The sequence below is a fragment of the Methylomicrobium lacus genome (assembly GCF_041897535.1).
In the GTDB taxonomy this organism is placed as follows: Bacteria; Pseudomonadota; Gammaproteobacteria; order Methylococcales; family Methylomonadaceae; genus Methylomicrobium; species Methylomicrobium lacus_A.
Window position 1 is genome coordinate 1174796 of sequence record NZ_CP169217.1, and the last position, 20132, is coordinate 1194927.

At 54.7% G+C, this 20132-nt stretch carries 15 protein-coding genes and 1 pseudogene; 6 read left to right on the forward strand and 10 right to left on the reverse strand.

Annotation, left to right across the window (positions count from 1 at the left end):
- The 8 genes from ACEPPP_RS05165 to ACEPPP_RS05200 form a co-directional block, all read right to left on the reverse strand.
- Complete coding sequence (locus ACEPPP_RS05165; RefSeq protein WP_374089975.1) at nt 1-441, reverse strand: 3-hydroxylacyl-ACP dehydratase; 441 nt, start codon at nt 439-441, stop codon at nt 1-3.
- A complete protein-coding gene (locus ACEPPP_RS05170; RefSeq protein WP_374089976.1) occupies nt 438-1619 on the reverse strand; it encodes a beta-ketoacyl-[acyl-carrier-protein] synthase family protein in 1182 nt (393 codons plus the stop codon). The genes ACEPPP_RS05165 and ACEPPP_RS05170 overlap by 4 nt, the downstream gene beginning before the upstream one ends.
- The gene (locus tag ACEPPP_RS05175; protein ID WP_374089977.1) at nt 1600-2199 is read right to left on the reverse strand and encodes a DUF3261 domain-containing protein; all 600 of its coding nucleotides are present in this window, start codon (nt 2197-2199) and stop codon (nt 1600-1602) included. Before ACEPPP_RS05175 ends, ACEPPP_RS05170 begins: the two co-directional genes overlap by 20 nt.
- A complete protein-coding gene (locus ACEPPP_RS05180; RefSeq protein ID WP_374089978.1) occupies nt 2181-3416 on the reverse strand; it encodes an NAD(P)/FAD-dependent oxidoreductase in 1236 nt (411 codons plus the stop codon). The genes ACEPPP_RS05175 and ACEPPP_RS05180 overlap by 19 nt, the downstream gene beginning before the upstream one ends.
- A gap of 62 nt (nt 3417-3478) precedes the next feature.
- Nucleotides 3479-4747 (reverse strand): lipid IV(A) 3-deoxy-D-manno-octulosonic acid transferase, encoded by a 1269-nt coding sequence (gene waaA, locus ACEPPP_RS05185; RefSeq protein ID WP_374089979.1) that lies wholly within the window; start codon nt 4745-4747, stop codon nt 3479-3481.
- Between the two features lie 114 nt (nt 4748-4861).
- Nucleotides 4862-5590 (reverse strand): DNA polymerase III subunit epsilon, encoded by a 729-nt coding sequence (dnaQ, locus tag ACEPPP_RS05190; RefSeq protein WP_374089980.1) that lies wholly within the window; start codon nt 5588-5590, stop codon nt 4862-4864.
- A 21-nt stretch (nt 5591-5611) separates the two neighbouring features.
- Nucleotides 5612-6145 carry a YcxB family protein gene (locus ACEPPP_RS05195; RefSeq protein ID WP_374089981.1) on the reverse strand — a complete coding sequence of 178 codons (534 nt, stop codon included), beginning with the start codon at nt 6143-6145 and terminating at the stop codon, nt 5612-5614.
- Between the two features lie 29 nt (nt 6146-6174).
- Nucleotides 6175-7482 (reverse strand): NAD(P)/FAD-dependent oxidoreductase, encoded by a 1308-nt coding sequence (locus tag ACEPPP_RS05200; protein WP_374089982.1) that lies wholly within the window; start codon nt 7480-7482, stop codon nt 6175-6177.
- Between the two features lie 255 nt (nt 7483-7737).
- Between ACEPPP_RS05200 and ACEPPP_RS05205 the strand changes: the two genes are divergently transcribed.
- The 5 genes from ACEPPP_RS05205 to ACEPPP_RS05225 all read left to right on the forward strand — a co-directional run bounded on the left by ACEPPP_RS05205 (nt 7738) and on the right by ACEPPP_RS05225 (nt 15041).
- Nucleotides 7738-10206 (forward strand): hypothetical protein, encoded by a 2469-nt coding sequence (locus ACEPPP_RS05205; RefSeq protein ID WP_374089983.1) that lies wholly within the window; start codon nt 7738-7740, stop codon nt 10204-10206.
- Nucleotides 10207-10618: 412 nt separating this feature from the next.
- Nucleotides 10619-11656 (forward strand): class II fructose-bisphosphate aldolase, encoded by a 1038-nt coding sequence (fba, locus tag ACEPPP_RS05210; RefSeq protein ID WP_374089984.1) that lies wholly within the window; start codon nt 10619-10621, stop codon nt 11654-11656.
- A 312-nt stretch (nt 11657-11968) separates the two neighbouring features.
- Nucleotides 11969-13399, forward strand: coding sequence for a S41 family peptidase (locus ACEPPP_RS05215; RefSeq protein WP_374089985.1), 1431 nt, complete (start codon nt 11969-11971; stop codon nt 13397-13399).
- 50 nt (nt 13400-13449) lie between these two features.
- Complete coding sequence (locus ACEPPP_RS05220; protein ID WP_374089986.1) at nt 13450-14022, forward strand: hypothetical protein; 573 nt, start codon at nt 13450-13452, stop codon at nt 14020-14022.
- Nucleotides 14023-14468: 446 nt separating this feature from the next.
- Nucleotides 14469-15041 carry a DUF1097 domain-containing protein gene (locus ACEPPP_RS05225; protein ID WP_374089987.1) on the forward strand — a complete coding sequence of 191 codons (573 nt, stop codon included), beginning with the start codon at nt 14469-14471 and terminating at the stop codon, nt 15039-15041.
- Between the two features lie 359 nt (nt 15042-15400).
- On the opposite strand, the gene ACEPPP_RS05230 is transcribed toward ACEPPP_RS05225, so the two are convergent.
- Entirely contained in the window at nt 15401-17512 is a 2112-nt protein-coding gene (locus ACEPPP_RS05230) for a DUF6600 domain-containing protein (protein WP_374089988.1), read from the reverse strand.
- 356 nt (nt 17513-17868) lie between these two features.
- On the opposite strand from ACEPPP_RS05230, the gene ACEPPP_RS05235 reads away from it, so the two are divergent.
- On the forward strand, nt 17869-18456 hold the full coding sequence (locus ACEPPP_RS05235; RefSeq protein WP_374090963.1) for a hypothetical protein: 588 nt from the start codon (nt 17869-17871) through the stop codon (nt 18454-18456).
- A gap of 767 nt (nt 18457-19223) precedes the next feature.
- Here the strand turns inward: ACEPPP_RS05235 and ACEPPP_RS05240 are convergent.
- Nucleotides 19224-19601 (reverse strand): annotated as a pseudogene (locus ACEPPP_RS05240) (DUF6600 domain-containing protein); the annotation flags it as partial.
- Nucleotides 19602-20132 lie beyond the last annotated feature (531 nt).

The window sequence follows — 20132 nt, forward strand, 5'->3', positions numbered from 1 at the left end:
TCATTCTTTAATCGTATCGTTGGCCGCCTGATAGACATTCAGTGCGGCGCTGACTTTAACATTCTCGCCTGTGATCAGGCAGCTGAACACCAACAGGCTTTCGTCCTGCATCACTTTTTCGGCCCGCACGGTCAGGGTCGAGCCAATAGTGAACGAGGGTGCGTTGCTCTCGAAACGCCGGGCGCCGAGCAGAAATCCGAGCCGGATCGGCTCGCCCGCCCGTTTGGCGTGGATACCCGCATAAAGCCCTATCGTCTGCGCCATGTATTCGATACCAGCCCAGGCCGGCACTACATTGCCGCCGCCGAACAAGGCATCGCCGCGCACGGTCAATTCGGCGGTGACCGAATCCTCGTCCCAGGCGAGCACCTTATCGAGCCAGATCATCTTGCCGGTATGCGGCAGCAACTCGGCGACGTCCATCCGCAAAAAATCGCTCATGCCCGGCCGACCACGATCGAGATATTGTTGCCGCCGAACGCGAACGAATTGCTTTGGCAGACGTTGATCCTGCGGTTCAATGCCGCGCCTTGCCGCACCAGGTTCAGGACGGCCAGTTCCGGGTCGATCGTATCCGCGTTGACGTTCGGAATCAACCGTCCCGTATCGTCATCGCGGTTCAGCAGCAGCCAGCAAAAACCGAGTTCGAGCGCGGCCGCCGCACCTAGCGTATGGCCGGTCATGCCCTTGCTCGAACTGGCCGCCACGTCGGCGCCGAACACCGCATTGACCGCCTTGCTTTCCATGCTGTCGTTCAACACGGTCGCGGTGCCGTGCAAATTCAGGTAGTCGATCTGCTCCGGACGCTTGCCGGCGTCCTGCAAGGCCTTCTGCATCGCCTGCCCGACCGCCAGACCTTCGGGGTCGGGCGCGGAGAAATGATAGGCATCGCTGGTCGAGCCGATACCCAGCAACTCGACAGGGCCCTGTTCCCGGCTCAATACGAACAGGCTGACCGCCTCGCCGATATTGATGCCGTCCCGGTGTAAGCCGAACGGCCTACACAAACCGCTGCTCAACGAATCCAGCGCCGCGAAACCGTTGATCGTCAGATTGCACAGCGTATCGGCGCCGCCGACGATCACCGCATCGCAGAGCCCCAAGCGGAGCAGACGGCGCGCGGAAGCGAGCGCCCGGCCGCTCGATGAACAGGCGGTCGACAGCGTATAAGCCGGGCCGCCGAGGTTCAGATAGGCCCTCAAAAAATCGGCGCCCGCGCCCATCTGCTGCTGTTTGTAATGGAAATCGCCCGGCAAGGCACCGCTTTCCGCCTGCTCGGCCAATGCCAGTTCTGTGCTTCTGATACCGGACGTGCTGGTGCCCAATACGCAGCCGATACGATCCCTTCCGAAGCGTGCGATCATGCGATCGACCGTGCCGCGAATCTGCGTCAGGGCGGCCAGCAACAGGCGGTTATTGCGGCAGCGGTGATAACGCAAGTCATCGCCGATCTCCGGCAGCTCGGCTTCGACCCGGCCCACCGCGAATTGTCGTCCCGGGCTGAACCGGTCGGTAAACACCAGTCCCGAGCGCTCGCCGGCCAACAGGTTCCGGAGCACATGATCTTTATCATTGCCGGCCGCGCAGAGTAAACCTAGATCATTCAGGTACAACTTCATAGCTGACCGTATCGATCGTAAGCCGGTAATGGTATTGCAGATTGGTCAGTTCGACCTTTCTCGGCCAGGCGTCTTCTTGACTTAAATAGCGCACTTCGATGCGCGGTTTGCCTTGCTCGAACAAGCGGCGAAAATCCGGCCCGGCTTCGAGCGTTAACGGTTTCGGCAGATTTTTTTGCAATACGGCGAGCGGCCAATAAACCAGCTGCAAATCGGCGATGATCAACTTCGGCGAAACCATTTCCGGAATCAAAGGATTTTTATCGGCCTCCAAGGTCTTGCCGTCGTAGGACAGGTTGAACAGGCTCAGGCCGTCCTGGGTGAGGCCGGCCATCGCGATATGCGAGCTGTCCAGTTCCAATACGCAGAGCATCGTTTCCTCGCGTCCCGGCCAATGCGCGGTCAGCTTCTGCACGATGCGCCGGGCAGGGCCCTGCGGCGGCGCGATCGGAAACAGGGGGCGCGGAAGCGCAGCTCGCGATGCCTCCTTTACCGGCGGAATGACACCCGGCAATTGCATCGCCGCGCAGCCGGTCAAGCTGACCATCACCGCGAACAGACCTAGCCGCCGGCGCGGCATAATTCGGTGAGCGTATCCAGCCGCGAGCGGGCATTCTTCACATACGGATTGTTCTGGTCCCAGGCATAACCGGCGAGAATCGAACAGATCATCGCCTTGACCTCGGGCTGTTGATTTGGATGAAAAATCACGTCCTGGAAGCGGCCCTCGTACCAGGCATCGACAAACACCCGGAACGTATCGACGCCGCGCTTCAACGGCTGCGCGTAATCGTGTTCCCAGTCGACCGACTCGCCCCGGAACTGGCGGTCCAGAACAGCGGACGCCAGCGTCGCCGACTTCATCGCAATCGTCACGCCCGAGGAAAATACCGGGTCGAGAAACTCGCCGGCATTGCCGAGCAAGGCATAGCCCTTGCCGTAGAGGCTTTTCACGTTCGCCGAATAGCCGACCAGCGTGTTGATCTTGTCGTCGAATACCGCATCTTGCAGAATCCGGCGCAGGCCCGGAGCCTGAGCGATCAAGCCCTGCAACTTGGCCCCGTAATCCTCGCCCGGCGTATAAAACGTCTGCTCGGCGACGACTCCGATGCTGCTGCGGCCGTTGCTGAACGGAATCAGCCAGAACCAGACATCCTTGTGTTCGGGATGCACGGTGATGAGTATTTTATTACGGTCGAACTTAGGGTCGGTGATCCGGTCTTCGATATGACCGAACAGCGCCTGCCTGACCGGAAACCCCGAAGGCGACTCCAGATCGAGCAGGCGCGGCAATATGCGCCCGAAGCCGCTCGCATCGAGCACGAAATCGGCGGTGTAATCATAGACTTGACCTTCCGTATCCGCGACGGTCAGATGCGTCTGAGGGCCGGAAAAATCCACCGACTTCACTTCCATTTGCCAGTGAATATCGACGCCCATCCGCGCCGCTTCATCGGCCAGCAGCGCGTCGAAACGGCCACGCTGCACCTGAAAGGTCGTGCCGATGCCGGCGCTGAACTTGTCTTCGAAATCGAACTCGGTGTAATGGTCGCCATAGGCGAAGGCCGCACCGTTTTTGAACTGGAAACCGGCGTTGACGACCGCATCGAGCATGCCGGCCGCCTTGATGAATTCCATGCACTGCGGCAACAGGCTTTCGCCGATGCTGAAGCGCGGGAAACGCTGGCGTTCGAGGATGGTGACCGGATAGCCTTTTTGCCTGAGCAGGGCGCCCGCGATACTGCCGGAAGGACCGGCGCCGATGATGATGACTTTGTTTTGACGCGACTTATCCATGCAGGGTACTTATCCTTGGCATGTGAGGGTTGAGGGATGGAAGCTAGGCAAAATGAACGGGCTCACTCTTTCGGCATCTCGGCTTCGATCTGCGCCGCAATCGCCGCGATCGCGCCCCGGTTTTCCTGTAAAAACGTCCCGGCGCGCCGAGCCAGCTCCGCCCTGTGTTCCGGGTCAGCATACAATGAATGGACCGTGCTGACAATGTCTTGTTGCGTCCGGCATTGCAGCGCGGCGTTCCTCGCCAGCACCCCTTCCGCTATCTCCTTGAAATTGGCCATGTAGGGGCCGAACATCACCGGCGCGCCGACCGCGGCCGCTTCGAGCAGATTGTGGCCGCCGACCGGCACCATGCTGCCGCCGATGAAGGCGACATCGGCCGCCGCATACAGCATCTTCAGTTCGCCCATCGTATCGGCGATATACACATCGGCCGCGGCCGTGCAGCACTCTCCCGAGGTCCGCATCACGACATTGAGCTGCCGTTCCTCGCAGAGCTTTTTGACCTCGGGGAAGCGCTCGGGATGCCGAGGCACGATCACCAGCAGCAGCTCCGGAATCTTCGCCTTGATGTCGGGATACACATCCAGAAACACCGCCTCTTCGTTTTTATGCGTGCTCGCGATGATCCAGACGAAGCGGTTGCCGAAGACCGAGGATTTGAGCCGCCGCCCCTCATCGATTGTCTCGTCGGCGACTTGAATATCGAATTTCATGTTGCCCAACACCTTGACCGTATCGGCCCGCGCGCCGATGCTCACGAAGCGCTCCGCATCATCCCGGGTTTGCGCGGCAATCAGGCTGACCTTGGCCAGTGACGCACGAATCAGCCACGGAATCTTCCGGTAACCGCCTGCGGATTTTTCGGACAGGCGGGCGTTGATCAAAAACAACGGCATGTTTCGTTTGCCGCATGCCGCATACAGATTCGGCCAAATCTCGGTTTCCATGATCACCGCGAGCCGGGGCTTGAAGTGCGTCAGGAAACGCCGGATCACACACGGCAGATCGTAGGGCAGATAAACGTGCGCGACTCGGTCGCCGAAGGTCGCCTGCACCCTGGCCGAACCGGTCGGCGTCGTGGTCGTGATCAACAGTTTCGCCTCGGGATGGCGCGCCAGCAATAAGCGCAGCAACGGAAACAGCGCCTCGGCCTCGCCGACCGAAACCGCATGAAACCAGATCACGTCCTGGGGATGGATTCCGCGATAAAAACCGAAGCGCTCGTTCCAGCGCTGTCGGTAGGCCGGCGCCTTGATACTGCGCCAGAGCAGGCGCAGAACGATGAAGGGGGTCAGTAAATAGAAAACTAAGGAATAGAGAGCGAGCATGAAATATTCAAATGGGCGCGACCAAGCGAGAGGCCGACGCAATGCGAGCGAAATCCGGCAGGGCTTTTTTAGCGTATCGGCAAAAATTCCATTCCTGCCCTGTTCGCGGCAATCTCATTGATTCCACAAACACGTCCCGCCCGCCGCCTTCTCGATCGCCGCCAAACGCTGCTGATGCGCTTCCAGTTCCTCGGCGGCGCAGGCGATCACCTTCAACGGCGGCCGGTCAGCGGCGATACGCTGGATCACTTGGCTCTCAGTCACCGCTGCCTGACCTTCGGACGCCTCATCGAGCAGCGAGAACTGCCCGCCGGTCATCAATAAATAGACGTCGGCGAGGATTTCGGCGTCGAGCAACGCGCCGTGCAGCTCCCGATGGCTGTTATCGACGCCGTAGCGTTTGCACAACGCATCCAGGCTGTTTCTTTGGCCCGGATGTTTCTGGCGGGCGAAGGCGAGCGTATCGAAGACTTCGCAATACCGGGTTATCGGCGCCAAAGGGTCCGCCAGCAAGGCGAATTCGTGATTGATGAAGCCGACATCGAAGGGCGCGTTATGGATGACCAGTTCGGCGCCATCGACGAAGGCCAGAAAGTCCTCCGCGACGCCGGCGAAGCGCGGCTTGTCTTCCAGAAACTCGTTCGTGATGCCGTGCACTTCGATCGCGCCGGCGTCGATCACGCGCTCGGGATTGATGTAGACATGAAAGCGGTTGCCGGTCAGCCGCCGATTGACCAGTTCGACGCAGCCGATTTCGATGATCCGGTGGCCCTGCTCAGGGCTCAGACCGGTCGTTTCGGTGTCGAGCACCACGATGCGGGAGTTCGCCGCGCGCTTATTCATTACAGTCAACGCCCCGTCGAGTTAACCGGCGTAACGCTCGATCATCTTCTCGGCCTGCTCGGCAAACTTCTCCAGATCGCCTTTTTTGACCGTCTCGAGCGGAATCACCAACGCGGTGCTCAGCGTGATGAAGATATAAACATAGCGTTTGCCGTATTCGACCCGGACCAGTTCCTGCCAGGCCATCTTGTTCTTGCCGCTCGGCGAGGTTTCAAACAGATAAGCAGGGTTCGCCGGATCGATCGTCAGGGTATAGGTGCCGAACATCGCCTTTTTTTCCTTCTCCGAGTACTGCTTCAGGACTTGCCGGCGCATGTCGTACAGCATCACTTTCGTCGACAACAGCGCCCACAGCACCGCGACCACCCCGATATAGGCGGCCGACTTGATGTCGCCGTAATAGTAGTAATAGAAGGTGCCGACCAGCACCATGATGCTCGGCACGATCCAGCGGTTTTTATTCAGTTGGCTTTGGACGTCTTTCGAATTCAGGTACTGCGCTTCGTTGAAATTGACCAGATCGTCTTCTCTGAACTCGTATTCTAATTCCAGCATGTTCTTTTTCTAATAATGTGTGGATAAAATCAGTGCAGCTTGATCATCGCGTGCACGGTGCGTCTAAATAAATTGGACAGGGTCAGCATCGCGGTGCGGAAATAGCCGTGGATCGCGACCTGGTGCATCTTGTACAAGGACAGATACACGACCCGAGCGATAAAACCGCCGACGCTGACCGAGCCCATCAAATTGCCCATCAGGTTGCCGACCGTCGAATATTTGCCGAGCGAGACCAGCGAGCCGTAATCGTAATAGACGAATTTGACCGGTCCCTTGCCGGACAGCCGGTTGCGGATCGTCTTGTATAAGGCGCTCGCCTGCTGATGCGCGGCCTGAGCGCGCGGCGGCACATTGCCGGGACGGCCGGGCCAGGCGCAGGCGGCGCAGTCGCCCATCGCGTAGATATCCGGATCGGCGGTTTGCAGAAACTCGTCGACGACCAGCTGATTCAGGTGATTGGTTTCGAGGCCGTCCAGCTGTTTCAGCCAGTCCGGCCCCTTAATGCCGGCGGCCCAGACCTTCAGGTCGGCCGGAATGATCTCGCCGTCTAGCGTTGCGATATGGTCCTTGGTCACCTCGGTCACCCGGCAACCCAGTTTCAGATCGACGCCGAGCTTCAGCAATTGCTGTTTGGTCGCCTCGGCCAGCTTGCTCGGCAAGGCCGGCAGCAATTGCGGCGAGGCCTCGATGATCGTCAGGCGGACATTGCTGGACTCCCTGAGCCCATAGACCGCGAGCAGATTGGTCACCTCGTGCAGTTGCGCGACCAGTTCCACGCCGGTCGCGCCGGCGCCGATGATCACGATCGACAAGGGCTTTTCACTGGCGCCTTCCTGACCCGCAAAGGTCTTGATGTAAGTCTCGACCAATTGCTTCTGGAAACGGAAAGCCTGCAAGGTGGTATCGAGAAACAGGCAGTTCTCGGCAACGCCCTTGATGTTGAACGAATTGCTGACGCTGCCGACCGCCATCACCAGGGTATCGTAGCTGAAGGTGCGCCGCGGGATCAGTTCCTCGCCGCTGTCGCTCAGCGTCGGGCTGACCGTGATTTCCTTTTTCGCGCGGTTCAAGCCTTCCATCTTGCCGAGCCGGAAGCGGAAATGATTGCGATAGCCCTGCGCGAGATATTCGACCTGTTCGGATTCGTCCAGCGTGCCGGCCGCGACCTCGTGCAGCAGCGGTTTCCAGATATGCGTCGATGCGGCATCGAGCAGCGTCACCTCGGCCCGTCCGCTCTTGCCGAGCTTGCGCCCCAGCTTGGTCGCGAGTTCGAGGCCGGACGCCCCGCCGCCGACAATCACAATCTTGTGTTTTTCGTTATTCGTCTCCGCCATGGTCACCCTTCAGCACTGGATAATTCGAAAGTTGCGACATTATAGCGAATCAGGCATCTTGAGGCTGATTTTATTGAATTGGCAATTGTTTGCGTTGGCCGTTTAGGTGCAGTAAAGTACGGTCTATCGGGATTAGTCAGGCGCTGATCAGGGATACCGGTTGGGATCATGCAGCTCAGCCGGCTTCCCTTTCGACCGCAAAATAAGCGCCCTCGGATGGACCCTCAATATTCAACTCGAAAAACGGGCGGCATCATGAATAATACGAACAACAATAATCCTGTCACCGATCGTGATTTCAAGAAACCGGTCAGTTGGCTGATGGGCCGGGAACTGTTGGCCGGCCTGAAATACATCGCGGCCTATTCGTTCATGGGTGACAAGCTCGATGCGAAGGACTGGATGCAAGCCAGCATCGAAGAGGCGCCAGCCATCGATGACGTACCCGACGGCACATACTGGTTCGACTTTATCGCCGATACCGGCGACGGCATGAAGGCAGTGTATAACGTCGCTTATTTGTGCATGAGCGATCTCTGGCTGAATCAAAACGCCACAGCGGAACAGGCGATCGGCCTGGAAGCCGGTGCTGCCTCCGAAAAACTGCCACGCGGAAAATTTCTTTTCGTCGGCGGCGATACCGCCTATCACATCGCTGACGTGGCCTCGCTAAAGGAGCGCTTTCAAACCCCGTTCAACTGGGCTTTCGACGATATTGGCGCCAACAAGTCCAATGCGGTGCCTCCCGAACAGCGCCCGATTTACGCGATTCCGGCCAACCACGATTATTACGATGCCCTGGACGGCTTCAATCGACAATTTCGCAAACCCTTCGGCACGACGTCCGGGCAAATCGCACTGAAGGGTTTCGAAAGCCGACAGCAAGCCAGCTACCTGACGTTGAAACTGCCATTTGGCTGGCAATTGTGGGGCTTCGACTCGCAAAACGGCAAAATGGATTTGCGGCAAACAGATTTTTTCCAATCCTGCGCGCGGCAACGTGCGACGGACAAGCTGATCGTCGTGACGCCGGAACCTAATACGGTGTTCGGCAAGCAACAAGCGCCGGATGCCGCGATTGTCACCACCTTTAACGACTTGGGTTTGCCGCTCAGCTTTTTGCAGGACGGTGAACTCGACGGCAATCAATGCCGGCTCGACCTCGCCGGCGACATTCATCACTACGAACGCTATTGGGGGGATGAGAAGCGGCCGAACTATGCCTCGGTGGTTGCCGGAGGCGGCGGCGCCTTCCTGCATCCAAGCCACACCGACATCGGCGAAGTGGATAAGCTGGCGACTTACCCGTCGCACCTCGACTCACACCGCACCATCACACAGCGCATCCTGAATCCCTGGGCCATCGCCACCGGCGGCTTCGTCTGGCTGGCAGGGAGTGTGCTGGCGTTACTGAGTTATTTCGCCTTGACGGTGCCGGAAAGCACCTGGTCCATTTTCGGGCAGTGGCTCAAGCCGTTTCCGGCAGCCAATCGGCCGTTGGGCGCAGTGGCGCCAGGGGATCCAAACGGGATACTCGCCCGCATTCAAATTGCGCTCACAGTCGATACACCACCCGACGGCGCTTATCTCGGCGATCTGGCTTACATTCTTCTGTACATCGGCTTTCTCGTCGCTTGGATACTCTGCCTGCACAATTTCGGCAAATCCGACCAGAAGAGCAGCATCCCGCTCATCGCCGCCCTGCAAGATAGACTCAGATCGTTTTCCCGGCTTGCCCAACGCCGGTTGCTGGTGTTGTCGGTATTGACCGCATCGCTGCCGTTGTTAAAATTGATTTTTCTGCAACGCGTAGCGATTCCCAATGCCTTTCTAGCCAGCATACTGATCGAGTTGTTTTCTATCGCCGCCTTGCTGTTATTCGTATTGAACCGTAAATACAGCGACCTGCTGAATGAGCGCGCGGTAGACACCCCCTTCAATCAATTCGCCAAATTCTATTTATATCCGTTATGGATCTTCGGCGGCATTCTTGCTCCGCTTTTTGCCGGTTACGGCTTTTTGCATTACGGGGTTTATCCGGTTTCGGTCATGACGTTCAATTTGCTGATTGTGCTGGTCTGGTCATTGATCGTACTGGGACTGCCGGCATTAGGCTATTTTATCGGCGGCGCGTTGCTGACTCAAAACAAGAAAATTTTTCTCGGCATCGGCGTCTGGCATATGGTTCTGCAAGTGGCTACCCCGGTTTGGCTGACCTTGTATGCCGATTGGCCCGCGCTTTTGATCATCAGCGCCTTGGCCGTCGCCGCCACCGAATATGCCCGCCGCCACTTCAGCGCGGACAACATTTCGACAGACCCCAAGCTGCCTGAACAACAAACCATCGGCAAGCGGCTTTTTATCGCCTGGGGAGCCCTCGGAGCCACCGTCTTGATCGCCGCATTTTTAGGTACGCCGATGACGGTAACGCTATGCCGGCTGCTCTCGGCCTTCGTCTTGGGCGCCTTGTTCAGTTGCATCTGGTTCGGCTGGTATCTGGCCGTTTCGCTTGCGTTCAACGGCCATAATAACGAAGCGGGCGGCGGCGCGCGCAGCGAAAACTACCGACACATGATCCGCATTGCTCTCCGCCAAAACAGTTTGACCGCTTATGTGATCGGCATCGACAAGCCTTATACCGATGCCGAGTTTAAAACGGGCAAGCCGACTTTTCGCTTGGTCGATAAATTTACGATCGAACTGCCCTCGAAAAGCACCGGCTAATCAAAACCTGTCGGGGAGTGGTGGGAACGACGCCTACGTCGCGACTTGAGGCTTTAATCGCGACGTAGGCGTCGCTCCCACGGACGAGTTTTATTTTGTGGGGTGAGGAAAGCCACCTCATGCCTGTTAAGTTAAGGGCATTGCCCCGTCCGTAAGGTTTTACATACAAACTGAACAACATCGAGATCGTTAAAACATTGGGACAGCAACGGATCATTCTGGCCTGGCTTTTTCAGGTTAATGACATTACTATGCGCCATGGCGGCGCGCCCTCCTGTGGGTGGCTGACCCGGGAGATCCTAACCAGACAGGCAATACCCGCTTTCCGCCCTCTATATATACACCAGAAATGTTCATAGCTTCTGGTGACAAGTTAGAACCCCAAATAAAACCCAGCTAAGGAGAGCCGATCATGGCTTTAGTTTCATTGCGACAACTTCTGGATTATGCCGCCGAGAATGGCTTTGCCGTTCCCGCCTTCAATGTGAGCAACATGGAGCAAGTCCAAGCCATTATGCAAGCCGCCGATGCGTGTGACAGCCCTGTGATCATGCAAGGCTCGGCCGGCGCGAATAATTATGCCGGCGAAATTTTTTTACGCCATTTGATTCTTGCCGCGGTTGAACAATATCCTCATATTCCGATCGTCATGCATCGGGATCATGCGCCCACGCCCGACATCTGCGCACAAGCCATTCGATCAGGATTCAGTTCCGTGATGATGGACGGGTCTTTGCTGGAAGATATGAAAACCCCCTCCTCTTTTGACTATAACGTGAATGTGACGCGTACCGTGGTCAGGATGGCGCATGCGTGCGGCGTATCGGTTGAAGGCGAGATCGGCTGCCTGGGTTCATTGGAACATAAAGCGGATGCCGCGACCCAAGCCCCTTCGGAACAACCGGATCACAGCCGGTTGCTGACCGATCCCGATGAAGCGGTCGAATTTGTCAAGCAAACGCAAATCGATGCGTTAGCCGTAGCCATTGGCACGAGTCATGGCGCTTATAAATTCAGCAAACCGCCTACGGGCGATGTCTTGGTCATTAGCCGTTTAAAAACCTTACAACAACGCTTGCCCAATATGCACTTCGTCATGCATGGCTCCAGTTCGGTACCGCAGGATTGGTTAAAAATCATCAATGAATACGGCGGCGATATTCCCCAAACCTATGGCGTGCCGGTTGCCGAAATTGTTGAAGGAATCAAATATGGCGTGCGCAAAGTCAATATCGATACCGACTTACGTATGGCGTCTACCGGCGCCATGCGTCGATACTTGGCCCAACCGGAAAATGCATCGGAGTTAGACGCGCGTAAGACCTATAAAGCAGCCAGAGACGCGATGCAAGCGCTTTGTCAGGCACGTTATGAAGCATTTGGCTCTGCTGGGCACGCAAGTAAGATTAAAGCCATACCATTGAGCGAAATGGTTAAACGTTATCAGTAGAATCGTGCAACTGAGACGGACCAAGATGTGATCGGCTTTTTGACCGGGGAAGCTGCAAAGCGTTCGGTATGATTATAGGCGTTAGTCTAAACCCATCAATCGTAATCCAAATCATCAGTCTCCACGCCGGCCCAATCCGAAGAACACAAGCCTAATTTGATATATCGATGAAACGACGAATAAGGCGAGTCCACGGCCTGCCGCACACAACCATGCTTCGCTGGATAAATTGATGGGTTTCGCTGGCGCTCTACCCATCTACAGCCCTTATTCAATTTTCTGCTACCGAAAAAAATAAATCAAATACCTAAAATGACATTCATTGAGCAACATTACTACGATATTTCTCTATTATCTACGTTAAGGAAGCGGTTACTGGCAGGTTCTCATCTAGGACTAGTCGGCCTAATCTCCTGTGCTTTAATATCTTGCGCCTCTTCCAACATTAGCAAGCCTGCATCCGCCCAAAATCGACCCGAGGCACAAGCAATATTTGATGGCTTCACAGAAACAATTTCGGTAATTCGATCAAATTACATTGCGCCAATAGATTTAACTGCGTTGATTAAAGCCGCGCGAAATGGAATTTATAAAGACCGCACACTGTCGAAATCCTTAAACCTTAGCTTAGCTGCCGATTCGTTAAACGGCTTGCAAGAGGAATATTTTTATTTACTCGACAATCACCCAAATCTTCAAGCCAAGGATGTTATCAAGTCTGCGATGCTAGGCATTGTTGATTCGATGTATCCACATTTAAAACTTGTCGAACAAGTAGCAAGCAATGCACCAATTGCAAAAGTAGGCTTGGTGCTTCAGAAAATAAATGACGACGTTATTATTTCTTCGATAGTCAAGGAGTCGCCAGCCCAACGACTCGATCTCAAAAGAGGAGATCGCTTGCTCAAGATCGATGCCAAAATTCTTAGTGATCTGCCGCTTGAGGCAGTGATCGCCAAGCTTCAAGGCTTGCCGGATTCCACGGTTCGCTTGACGATTGAACGGGCGGGAAAAGTAAGTGAAGTGATCGCGACACGAACGTTCGTCAATAACATGCCTATTGAAAGCAGTCTTTATTCAAAAGGTATCGGCTATATACGTATCTCGCGATTTGATTCTTCTGTCAAAGAATTGTTCAGTAAACAAATTTCGACATTTGGCACTGCTAATTCGGAAACTCTCAAAGGAATTGTTATCGATCTTCGCGATAATACGGGCGGCGATTTGAGAGCGATTGTTGAAGTTGCAGACTATTTTTTAGATGATGGTCTTATCTTATCTACTAGTGGACGATCTGAAGAATCGGAAATGCGTTTTCTTGCATCAGCCAATGCAAATGCTACCAATTCCGGTGTGAAGCTGGCCGTTTTAATCAACGGCCAAACAGCGGCTGGTTCGGAGATGCTCGCGGCTTCCTTTCAGGATCATAGGCGCGCAACAGTGATAGGCACGACTTCCCAAGGCTACAATAAATTATCCACGGTTTTCCCAATGAAAGAAGAGGGCGCAATGATATTGGAAACAGGAGAAATGACACGCCCGAGCGGAAAATTACTTAGCCAGTTTGGCGTGGTGCCGAATATTTGTGTAAGCAATGGGGTATCGGTTACTCTCAATCCTGAGAAATATCAAAGTCCGGAAGCTATTTGGAATGCTTGTCCCAGCGAGACACAAATCCGTCCAAGTGATGACGGCGATTTCGCTCTTCAGACTGCCGTCAACCTGTTGCTTGAAAAGCAATAAATTAAATTTCTTTTGAAAGGGCTGGAATACGTTTGAACCTGAGGCAAAGAATGAAATTGCTTACCGTTTTTCGGGGATATTGGCGCTTGTTTTTACTGTGTGTATTAACGCTATCCGGTTGTACTACCATCAAGGGCTACGATGGCTCGGTATTGCCCAACGATCAGCTTGCTACGGTTGCTCTTGATTGGCGCGAAACTTCATGGGGTCATGAACATATCAAAGTTGACAATATAGCGCTGAATACCTTTAAGACGATAATGGTGCGTCCGGGGCAGTTACGTATTACCTTGAATAGTCCGTATATCGTTCGTGAGGAAAAAATAGGTGGCGATAGTTGTAGTCAGAGCAAAACCGAATATAAAAATAAGAAGGAGAAAAATGTATACAACGAAACGACTAGCTGTAATTCACCATATCGGGTTACCGAGAATATTCAATTATGCCAAATAGTCTTTAGGGCTGAAGCTGGTCAACATTATGAAGCCTTTACTAAAAATAACCGATTGATGTTGATCAATCTAAACAATCGGCATATCGAGCAGGGAATATGCAAAGATTATGACCGCTCTTATGAAACGACAAAAACGTCGACCAGTAGCGACTACGATCTCCCACAATAGTTGAATCTAAAGTGTATGGCTGGTTAGAGGATAGAACTGGACGGATAGTTAGCCAGATGGTGAGCGTTTCTATTGTGTCGAATTCCGCCTACTTATCAACATCAGATTCCATTGAAGCAAATTTTTGAAGTCGTCAGATTAAGCTCAGAGTTTTACAGCCCTAATTAACCTGAGATTTTCGACTAACCCAAGGAAATCTGTTTCAAACAACAAGAGGCCGGAGCAATAATAAACACATGCTTTTTTGAGCAAATTATCCTACACGCGTCCAGAGTTATTTTCAAGATTTTAGAGTCAACTATGCCAATTGAAACGTCAAAGGTCCGAATTTATCATTCGCATTTATTTGTTTAACAGGGAATATTTGGTAACATCCTGATGACCGGTGGAAGGCTCACCTGTTGAGTAAAGGCAAAAGATTGGACTTTCATCGGACCGCCTCTCTTATGAAAGCCATTTATATCGCATCGTCGAGGCACCATTTAGAGAATCACACTATGAACCAACTCACAGCACTTTCCTTCAGTATCGGCATCTTGGCGGGCGCCGCGACATTCTTTGCGGTAGGCCCGCTCAGCGGATATTTTTTCATCTGGGCGGCAACGATTCCTTGGGCAGCGTATTTCGCGCTCGGTGCGAATGAAACCGCCTTCAAGGGCACGATTACCTGCAGCATTTTCGGCGTCGTGATGGCTTGGATAACGGCTTTCCTGCTTATAAATGTGCCGTCCGACGCGCTGCTCGGGTTTCCTTTGATGGCAGCCTTAACCGTCACCATTGCGGTAATCGTGATGTGTCTCGCCGCGAGCATTCCTCAATTATCCGCAATCCCGGCCAGCGTGTTCGGTTATTCGATGACCTTTGCCTATCTGCTGCAAACGCCTGACAAAATGACTAAGGACGTTTTGCTTGGCGTCTCATTCAGCAATCCGCTCGTGGTGATTTCGGTTTCGATCGTGATCGGCGTTTATCTTGGCAAGTTTTCAGCGCAGTTGGCCCAAAAATGGACGACGAAGTAATCAACGGTTAACTATTTGCTGACTCCGCCTCGAAGACATGAAGCGGAGTCAGATCAAGCCCAGAGTTTTAGGATTCGCTCGAAATTAACTTCTCAAAACTTGCCCTCATCGCTCACACGCTCTGCGTCACTGTCATTGAAGTTAAGCCGTCATCCCGGCATGGATTGCCGGGATCCAGATTACAGGGATGTATTAAAGCTCGCCATCCTTGGCAACTGGATTCCGGCATTCCCTGCCGGAATGACGTGGTCTTCTTAACCTAGTGGCAGTGACGCGGAGCATGGGAACCATCAGTGGAAGTTATTTTTAACGGCATCCTTAAGCGTTCTTCGCCATCCGATCATCGGTGGACATTCGCTTTACTCTCTGCCTCTGCCAAATCCCCGCCCTACTCTACCGCGACCGCCGCCCGGCTCGGTTTGCCGCATAGTCTCCGGCTGACGCATTTCGTTTTGCTGCTGTTGAATCGCTTGCTGTTGGCGTTCCATATCTAACTGCTGCTGGCGCATCATTTCCTCCTGTTGCTGGCGAACCGCTTCCTGCTGCATGCGCTCTTGTTCGGCCTGTTGTTGACGCTCCATTTGCAGTTGCTGTTCTCGCACAGCTTCTTCCTGCTGACGGATCGCCTCGTGCTGCATGCGTTGCTGTTCGGCCTGTTGCTGCCGTTCCGCTTCCATCTGCTGTTCACGCAAGGCTTCCTCCTGTTGCCTGATAGCCTCCTGCTGCATGCGTTGCTGTTCGGCCTGTTGCTGCCGCTCCGCTTCCAGTTGCTGTTCACGCAAGGCTTCTTCCTGTTGTCGAATCGCTTCCTGCTGCATGCGTTGCTGTTCGACCTGTTGCTGCCGTTCCGCTTCCAGTTGCTGTTCACGCACGGCTTCTTCCTGTTGCCGAATCGCCTCGTGCTGCATGCGTTGCTGCTCGGCCTGTTGCTGCCGTTCCGCTTCCAACTGCTGTGCACGAATGGCTTCTTCCTGTTGCCGGATCGCCTCCTGCTGCATGCGTTGCTGACCGGCCTGTTGCTGCCGTTCCGTTTGCCGTTGCTGTTCGCGCGCGCCTTCTTCTTGCCGGCCGACTGCCTCCCGCTGCATGCGCGCCTCCTCGGCCTGCTGTTCGCGTTCCAATTGGCGTTGCTGCGCGCGCGGGCCTTCTTCCTGTTGCCGGATAGCTTCCTGCCGCATAAGCTCTTCTTCGGCCCGTTGCTGCCGCTCCAACTCGAACTGCTGCTGGCTCATTCGTGCGGCGGATTCCTGCCCCTGATTTCCATTCCGGCCAACCGGCTCACTCTCCTGCTCTTGCGGGGTGACTTGCGGCCTTTCTTCAAAGATCACGGGTTGTTCAGGAACGTTCTCCTGATCCTGGCGCGGCAATCGGCCCAAACCGTTTTTTCGCCGATCGACAGTTCGATCCCGACCCGGCTCCGCCTGCAACTTTTCCTGCATATCGGGCAAGGTCAGAAAAGTCGGCGCCGTTTGCGGCGTTTCCGCTGGCACCATCAACGGAATTTCCGCTTCCTGAACATCGAGAGGTTTGGGGCGGCCGGTTAAACGGCCCGAGCGTCTGGGTTCAAGATTTTCGCCCAATGGGAGCTCTCGATCGGGCGATAACTGCCTATGCACATCGATTTTCTCCGCCAACGCTTTGTCAGATTCCGCTTCATCGCGGATCGTCTCCATTGTCGGTCGATTATCAATGGGCCGATAAATCCTGACTTCTTCGCGATTTCTTGGCCGGCGCTCTCTTGGCATATTGTCACCCGGCTCCAGCACGAGCTCCGGAGCAACAGGCTTGATCGACGAACCCGTCGCCCGTTCGATCCGCTGTAGCGGTATGCCCTGATTGACGATGTTCCGATTGTGCACGATCAAGGGATCGGCATAGCGGGTTCTATGCAGGATCTCGCGGTTCATTTTAGGCGGAAGGAATTTGCGCGGTTTATTCCGGCGCGGAAAATCGCGCTCGCGGGTCGTTACCCAGCAATCCCAATAGATGTAACGATCGAAATTAAAATACGTGGTCGTATAGCCGGCATAGGGGTTCCAGATATATTGGATCGGCAGCGGAGCCCAGGACACATAACCGTCGCCATAGCGCCAGACGACCCAGGCCGGCGCCCACACCGCGCCCGGCACCCAAATCCATCCGTACCAGTCGTCCCACACCCAGCGGCCGTAATGGTCGGTCGCCCAACCCCAAACCCAATCCGATACCCACAGCCAGCCGTAGTCATAGGTGTAAGCCCAGTAACCATCCTGATACGGGCGCCAATACGCCGGCATATTGCGCGGAAACCAGACCCTGCCGTAGATGCGGTGATGTATCCAGGTTCCGTATGGCGCCAGCTTTGAATAAAACAGCCTGGAGGCATCGTTTCGGAGATGGCTCGCCTCCGCAGGACGGACGAGCGGTAAACTGAGCAGCAGCGCCAAAATCAGCGCCTTGCATACCCATCCTAATGACAAACGACTGTGCATAAATAACGACTCCTGGACGCTTTTATTCGATTTCAATAGAGACAGCCGAAAAGCGCCGTTGGTTTACCGGCAAGACGCCATTTCTTTCCAAGGCCGAACTCGAAAACCGAGATTTGAGCAAGCAGCGGCGTCATTCACGCCGAGCAGAAAATTTGCCGTCCCTGGCAAAGCGGCTCCATCCCGCCATGATCCCTTTCCCACGGTTCAAAGCATAAGACAATGCCGATTAATCGTGATGCTTTTTTTCATGTTTATGTTCTTCCGATGAGCTAGTGCTGGAACCGGAAGCCGACTCCTGAGGATGAGACTCTACGGGTGGCGGTGGCGGCGGGCTCGGCTCAGACACCGGAGCTGGCGTGGGCGCAGAGCTCGATTCAGACGACGTAGACGAAGACGACGATGAACTCGAATCGTACGACGTAGACGGGGACGACGATGAACTCGACTCATACGACGTAGACGAAGACGGCGTTGAACTCGACTCATACGACGTAGATGGGGACGACGATGAACTCGAATCGTACGACGTAGACGAAGATGGCGTTGAACTCGAGTCGTACGACGTAGACGAAGACGGCGTCGAATTCGAATCATACGACGTAGATGGGGACGACGATGAACTCGAGTCGTACGACGTAGAGGGGGACGACGATGAACTCGATTCAATCGACGTAGACGAAGACGGCGTTGGGCTCGATTCAGGCGACGGTGACGAAGACGGCGTTGGGCTCGATTCAGGTGACGGTGACGAAGACGGCGTTGTCAGGCTCGAGTCATTCGCCGATGAGGGAGCCGGAGCCGAACTCGTCCCGTCCACCGATGATGAAGTCGGACTCGGTTCACTGACTGTAGACGGGCTTGATCCATTTAAGCCTGACGCCTCTCCGGATGATGAAGGCTCAGGGTCCTGGCGGGAAGCTTCCGAGTCCCGCGGCGATTCGTGAAGACTGTCTTCGCGCGGCAGGCTTGCCTTCGGTTCGGCTTGTTGTGAATCGACGTTGTCCGATTTGATTTTTTCTTCGCCCTTTGCAGGCTCCTTGCCTCCTTGTTCCGGACGCAAATCCTGCGCCGAATCTAACGAGGAAGGTTCTGGCTGAGCGCTTTCGGCTTGCTTCCTGCTGCCTCGAAGGTCGGACGCTCCGTGTTTCCCTGTATGCCTGCCCGGCTGTTTCGGTTCTCCCGTTTGCTCGGCTGCCGTCGCCTCTCTCGGTGCTTCGGAAGGTAGAGTGATCTTTTCGGCAAATCGTTGCGCGCGCAATTTTTCGTCATGGATCGTATCGAGCGTGAGCGGATTATCGATAGGCCGGTAAATGATCGGCTCATTCTCTTTTGCGGCGCGCTTCTTTCGTGCGGCCAGATCGCTCGAGTCCGACAACACCTTGGGATTGACGGTAACTACCCGACTCCCGGTGGCCCGCTCGATCTTTTCGGGCGACACACCGCGATTGAAGAGATGCCTGTCCAGCACGATAGGTGGCTCCAACACATGCGTCCGCCTGATCAGATCCGGGTTTTTTCTTGGGTCGATAAATTTTGGTTTAGGCTTGTGATGATGGGCATGGTGAGGAAAATCATGCTTATGCACAAAAACCCAACACCGAGGAAATAACGAATCGACCCAAACGGGGACAACTCCGTAAGGATTCCAATAAGGCGGCATTGGCGCGGTACCTATTTCATCTTCGCCTTCCCGCCAGATGACCCATGCCGAGGCCCAGACAGTGCCCGGCACCCAGAACCATCGATCCCGATCATCCAGAGTCCAACGCCCATAATGCTCGGTGATCGTGCCCCACTCCGATTCGGCAACCCATAACCAGCCATAAGCCTCGGTATTCACCCAATAGCCAAGGGTATAAGGACTCCAACCCACCGGAATATCTCGCGGATACCAGACCTTACCGAAAACCGGTTGTTCTTCCCAATTGCCGTAGGGTGACAAATCGGTGTAGAACATCGCAACCGCATCATTGCGCTCGATATTGGCCTGCGCCGTTCGGGACACCGGCAACCCGAGAATAACCGCCAATAGCAAAATTTGAAAAACCCATCGTAGCGAAAAAAGAGCTTGCATAAAATACCTACTCATGTGGGATTGATGGAAGAAAAGGTTCGGATCGGGGCCCGGACATGATCTTAGTGATCGCTAGCTGAATGCAATCTGAATCAAACCACAAAAAAGCGGATTTTATTTACCAGTCATTTTCTAACATTTTTGCTATGACTTTAATGCGTTATCGATATGATCGATACCCGCCTTCGGGCAAGGAGACATAGAAAACGCGCCTGTGGACACATGAATACTTAACTTTCTTTATCAGTTGCCTTGATCGTTCAAGCACACAGACCAGGCATCCGAGCAAGACTCGAATTCTCTCGTTCCCGCGCGCCGCGCGGGAATGCAGGCGCGGCCGCCCTGGGTTTCCACGTGGTACGCCACGGCCATTATGTTAAGAGCAGCTTCGCTCCTTCTCCCTCCGGGAGAAGGCTGGGATGACGACTGCAAGGATGCAGGAGGTAGGGCAATGCAGGAGCTATTGCCGAAGGGGATCAAAATAAAGTATTTTTTCTTATTTTTGAACCTCCTCACCCCAATCCTCTCCAGCAGGAGAGGGAGCTT

What these genes read in the sequence shown, in the direction of transcription:
- ACEPPP_RS05165 (WP_374089975.1), bottom strand. Translation starts at nt 441, where the DNA reads ATGAGCGATTTTTTGCGGATGGACGTCGCCGAGTTGCTGCCGCATACC.
- ACEPPP_RS05170 (WP_374089976.1), bottom strand. Translation starts at nt 1,619, where the DNA reads ATGAAGTTGTACCTGAATGATCTAGGTTTACTCTGCGCGGCCGGCAAT.
- ACEPPP_RS05175 (WP_374089977.1), bottom strand. Translation starts at nt 2,199, where the DNA reads ATGCCGCGCCGGCGGCTAGGTCTGTTCGCGGTGATGGTCAGCTTGACC.
- ACEPPP_RS05180 (WP_374089978.1), bottom strand. Translation starts at nt 3,416, where the DNA reads ATGGATAAGTCGCGTCAAAACAAAGTCATCATCATCGGCGCCGGTCCT.
- waaA (WP_374089979.1), bottom strand. Translation starts at nt 4,747, where the DNA reads ATGCTCGCTCTCTATTCCTTAGTTTTCTATTTACTGACCCCCTTCATC.
- dnaQ (WP_374089980.1), bottom strand. Translation starts at nt 5,590, where the DNA reads ATGAATAAGCGCGCGGCGAACTCCCGCATCGTGGTGCTCGACACCGAA.
- ACEPPP_RS05195 (WP_374089981.1), bottom strand. Translation starts at nt 6,145, where the DNA reads ATGCTGGAATTAGAATACGAGTTCAGAGAAGACGATCTGGTCAATTTC.
- ACEPPP_RS05200 (WP_374089982.1), bottom strand. Translation starts at nt 7,482, where the DNA reads ATGGCGGAGACGAATAACGAAAAACACAAGATTGTGATTGTCGGCGGC.
- ACEPPP_RS05205 (WP_374089983.1), top strand. Translation starts at nt 7,738, where the DNA reads ATGAATAATACGAACAACAATAATCCTGTCACCGATCGTGATTTCAAG.
- fba (WP_374089984.1), top strand. Translation starts at nt 10,619, where the DNA reads ATGGCTTTAGTTTCATTGCGACAACTTCTGGATTATGCCGCCGAGAAT.
- ACEPPP_RS05215 (WP_374089985.1), top strand. Translation starts at nt 11,969, where the DNA reads ATGACATTCATTGAGCAACATTACTACGATATTTCTCTATTATCTACG.
- ACEPPP_RS05220 (WP_374089986.1), top strand. Translation starts at nt 13,450, where the DNA reads ATGAAATTGCTTACCGTTTTTCGGGGATATTGGCGCTTGTTTTTACTG.
- ACEPPP_RS05225 (WP_374089987.1), top strand. Translation starts at nt 14,469, where the DNA reads ATGAAAGCCATTTATATCGCATCGTCGAGGCACCATTTAGAGAATCAC.
- ACEPPP_RS05230 (WP_374089988.1), bottom strand. Translation starts at nt 17,512, where the DNA reads ATGCACAGTCGTTTGTCATTAGGATGGGTATGCAAGGCGCTGATTTTG.